Origin of the sequence: Paenalcaligenes sp. (genome assembly GCF_030152715.1) — a bacterium.
GTDB classification, from domain to species: Bacteria; Pseudomonadota; Gammaproteobacteria; order Burkholderiales; family Burkholderiaceae_B; genus Paenalcaligenes; species Paenalcaligenes hermetiae.
In genome coordinates this window covers 1-4082 of sequence record NZ_JASLIX010000032.1, presented here as the reverse complement: position 1 = coordinate 4082, position 4082 = coordinate 1, and the positions used below count along the sequence as shown (strand labels likewise).

Sequence of the window (4082 nt, the reverse complement as noted above, 5' to 3'; positions counted from 1 at the left end):
AAAGCCGACTCCGCATCATTAGCATGCACCGACGTTAAACCACCGGGATGACCCGTATTCAGAGCGGATAAATAATCCCATGCCTCATCACCACGTAGCTCAGTCAGAAAAATGCGATCTGGTTTTAAGCGTAAGCACGAAGCAATCACTGCTTTTGCCGTAATGTGCTCCTTATAAAAAAGATGAACCCGATTTGCATGATGAGGCAAATCCAACTCATGCGTATCCTCAATAGTAATAATGCGAGTGCTAGCTGGAATGAGATCCGCTATTGCTTTAGTAAAAGTCGTCTTACCCGACCCAGTCCCACCAACCATACAAATGTTCAAGCGATGCTGTACAGCCAACTGAAAAAACTCAAGCCAATTATGAGTTTCTTTATGCGCCAACATTTCCTTCTCGTAAGGAGCTAACTGAGAAGAATCCACTTTCACGGGTAGGGTTGTAGCTGGTAAACGCTGAGTGACTAAGTAATCCTCTAAGGAAAAACGATGCGTAGAGGGTTTTCTAAAAGCAAACACCAACGTGTCATCCTCACATGCAGGAGGCATAATCATATGACCACGCTCACCATCAGGTAACGTCACCGAGTGCATTGGTTCTTTAATGGTCAAATGCTTATTATTTAGAATACTCAACACATTGGCCAACTGAGATAAATGACTCAAGGTTAAGCGCTCATCCTCGATGCGCTGTACACCAAAATCACCTTCTAAAAATACCTCTTTAGGCCTGTTGATCATAACCTCTGTCACCCCAGAGCGATTCAAATAATCCGTAATACCTAAGCGTTGTAAGACATTTCTGGCGCTGGTATCTCTTGCAAAATCTGTCACATTTCACCCCTAACCAAACCGCTCGTCTCAATATTGACCAACTGGTAAATATCAGAAAAATCTACGTCTCTAGCAACCATAATATTCACTAAAGTGCCTTGATTTACGTAGCCTGTAGGCGGAATATTAATCGTATTCTCTAATGCAATAGCAGCCATATCTCGGGTGGAGTCACGAGTATGATCAAACTGATAATGGCGATCACGACTTCGGTTAGAGTTAGCCGCAATTGAAATTACATCATCAATCATGGATAACATAATCGCTCCACTAAAGCGCTGCCAGAAATGCGTTTCCACATAAGCCTCTTGTCCAGCAGCTCCCAAGCTATCAGCAGTCGGTGAATTAATTTCCACAGAAACACCAGATGGAGTTTCGATGGTGTTCCACAAAACAAATACCCTTGCCTGCCCATGAAGTAAAGCACTCATTTGCTCCCCTATTACTTCTGAACCGCGCTCAATCAATAACACCTTGCCATTTTTTGAGTACACATCCTGATTCACAATACAACGTGTAATACCGGGTTGTGTCGTCACAATCTTAGTATTTAAAGTACACGAAATTGTGGTTCCTTTACCGAGCAAATACGTCAAATCCGCTCGTTTAATGGCTCTGCCTGGTAACATCAGACTTGGTCTTAACTGTTCACTAAAAGCCGTCTCTCGAGCCGGTGCTGCATAGGTTGCCTCCATACTGCGAGGAACTGAGGCCTCCTCAGAAAAAGCAACTAATACACTTCCCTGTAGCTCTCGACGTGGTGCGTCAGGCTCAGTAACTACCACCGTTGAAGCTGATGCTATCTGTGGCTCTGATTTGATCTCTGATTGGGACTCCTCAAGCGCTCTACGCTGCGATTCAATCTCCTGTAATTGCTCTAATATCTTTTGCTGTTCTGCTGAGAAATCACGGGGTCGCTGATTAGCTACTGACTCACTAAAGACCTCCTCCTGCTCCAGTTGGGGTGTTTCCCTATTTAAGACTAAGCCAGAAAGCAATAACCCCAAACCAAGTACCCCTACGCCTGCTAATGCTGCCTTTTTAACATTGCTTTGCTTATGGTTATGTAGACTCTGAGGCAAACCTCGCTCTAGCTCTGGGGCTTGCAATGATTCAGACAACGTTGGTGCAATTTCATTAGGTAAAGCGTCTTCATCCGTATTTCGTTTAAAAATACTCATGCTGTATCCTTATTTCACGATGCGTACTGTCCCCGGTGTACTCGTCCCCAAACGGTTAAAACTACCTTGCTCGTCAAAACCACGATTCTCTATGCCTAATACTGATTGCCCTAAACGCAATACAAAATGCCGTGCTGTTTCATGCACCACCACTTTGCTCCCTTCTACATGACTATTGACTAAGCTTTCTGTGCCATCCGGCATTTTCTTGTAAATAGCAGGTAGCTCTCTACCATTATTAAAATCAAAGTAGGTAAAACGCCCGTCATCAAATAAAGCAGTAGGCGCTAAGGCTCGATCCCCATAACCCCAATAGTTTTGATTGGCTTTATGCACCACAGACTCGGTACGACCTAAAACCAAATTCATAGCTTGTTCCCGTTCTTTTTTTATCTTGTTTTTCTGCTTTAGCACTGTATCGGGATAATGAAAACGCAATACATACGTGGGATATTTGGCCTTGTCATTCACTGAAAGCTGGAACACATAAGTACGCTTATTCGTTGTAATAATTAAGTTTGTGTCCGAGCGTTCAACTATGGGTTTAAAAATAATGTTGTTACCTTTTACCGCTAAACTCCAGCCTTCTGCATCCCCCATCCCTAACGCAGCACTATCTCCCTCTAAACGCTCATCCTCCTCTAACTGAATCAAGACTGCATGTCCGACTTTAGCGGTAACTTTGACCACATTGTCTGTACTATAAGTTACAGTTTGAATACGTCCATCAAGCGGTGAGCGCTCTGGCACCACCAACGCTTGCGCTTGACCTGCACCCAAAAAAAGAGCTGCTAAAAGCAGCTTTTTATATGTTTTTCCCATCATTTAGCCCTCTGGATCAACCCGGTAACTCAGCACTTGTAGTCCCAAAGGATTAATAAGACGATCTTTCTCTGCTTGAGCTGTGTTGACATAGCGGTAAGCAACCGTCGCAATATAACGTTGCGCTGCAGGTGTTTGCTGCCCCTGAAACAATGGCTTTACCTGCTTTTCAAAACGAACTTGAGCTGTATTACCTATCCAAGATATAGATAAAACTTTTATATCAACTCGGTATTTATCTTTAAAAACCTTATGCGGTGCAGCCTCACTCGCAAAAAAAGCAGCGATCTCATTTTGTATGGTCGGGCTACTCAGCAGCATACTGGCATCATAAGTGGACTGAACCGTCCACCAATCATAGCTTTCACGCATCTTTATGTATTGACTCAACCAATAACGATCCGTGACCTCACCATAAGAGGTTTCACGCTGCTTCATCACCGTCACAATATCCGTTGCCCCAGTGTTGTTATCCACTCGTATCACATAAGGTGTCACCGTTTTCAACGGGGTTAAAAGTATGACTGCCCCTATTGCCAAAAATGCTAACAACAAGCTAACAGCCGCAATACGCCACGCTAACCGATTATTCCTTTTAATTGCTTCAATTTGCGACTTCTCAAACTGATTGGCCTGCTGCACAAACTCAATCGCCATTTGTCTCGCATCATTTTTCTTATGAGATTTGAACATGCTCTACCTCATAAACTGGATTAATCGGAAAGGGATCGCCTTCGGGCTCTGGCGCTTTGGGAGCTGCACAAGCAGCCAAGACACTGCTAAACACTACAATTAACAAAGCTCTCACAGTCCTATCTCCAGACATAAAAAAAGCCGTCTCATCAGACGGCTGCCATGCTTAACGCTCCTACTTACTTCCCAATAATTTTATTTGCCGCTCCGATCACTGGCACTTTGGACAAAGTACGCGTTGCTAAGGAACCTAAACGTCCCATAGTTCTACCCTGCCCATCTATGGCCGCACCACCTGTCAGTGCAGAAGCAATGTTGGGTATGCTCAGTACCACAATTAAAAATAAAATCGTCATGATCACCATCACATAAGAAACCTCCCACGCTTTGGCTACGCTGTCGATATAGTTTTTATTGGCCCACCCTGCCATTTTGCTTTGGACAAAATTCAATTGCAGCACACTAATCACCGCATAAAGCAAGCAAGCTAACGAGTAGTTCAACACTTGGCCGATCCAGTTCATTCCATATTGACGTGTACTAGGAAATA

Annotated in this window: 5 protein-coding genes; all 5 read right to left on the bottom strand. The window is 43.9% G+C overall.

Annotated features, from left to right (window positions below; all coding sequences use genetic code 11):
• Positions 1-836: P-type DNA transfer ATPase VirB11 (gene virB11, locus Q1V74_RS02485; RefSeq protein WP_300646919.1), on the bottom strand; the 836-nt coding region annotated here is incomplete at its 3' end.
• Positions 833-2017 (bottom strand): type IV secretion system protein VirB10, encoded by a 1185-nt coding sequence (gene virB10 / locus Q1V74_RS02480; protein WP_300646918.1) that lies wholly within the window; start codon positions 2015-2017, stop codon positions 833-835. The genes virB11 and virB10, both read right to left, overlap by 4 nt.
• A 9-nt stretch (positions 2018-2026) precedes the next feature.
• Positions 2027-2842, bottom strand: a complete 816-nt coding sequence (gene virB9, locus Q1V74_RS02475; RefSeq protein WP_300646917.1) for a P-type conjugative transfer protein VirB9 — start codon at positions 2840-2842, stop codon at positions 2027-2029.
• The gene (locus Q1V74_RS02470) at positions 2843-3532 is read right to left on the bottom strand and encodes a virB8 family protein (protein ID WP_300646916.1); all 690 of its coding nucleotides are present in this window, start codon (positions 3530-3532) and stop codon (positions 2843-2845) included. It lies immediately after the preceding gene.
• A 179-nt stretch (positions 3533-3711) separates the two neighbouring features.
• A partial coding sequence (locus Q1V74_RS02465; RefSeq protein ID WP_300646915.1) for a type IV secretion system protein occupies positions 3712-4082 on the bottom strand: 371 nt, incomplete at its 5' end.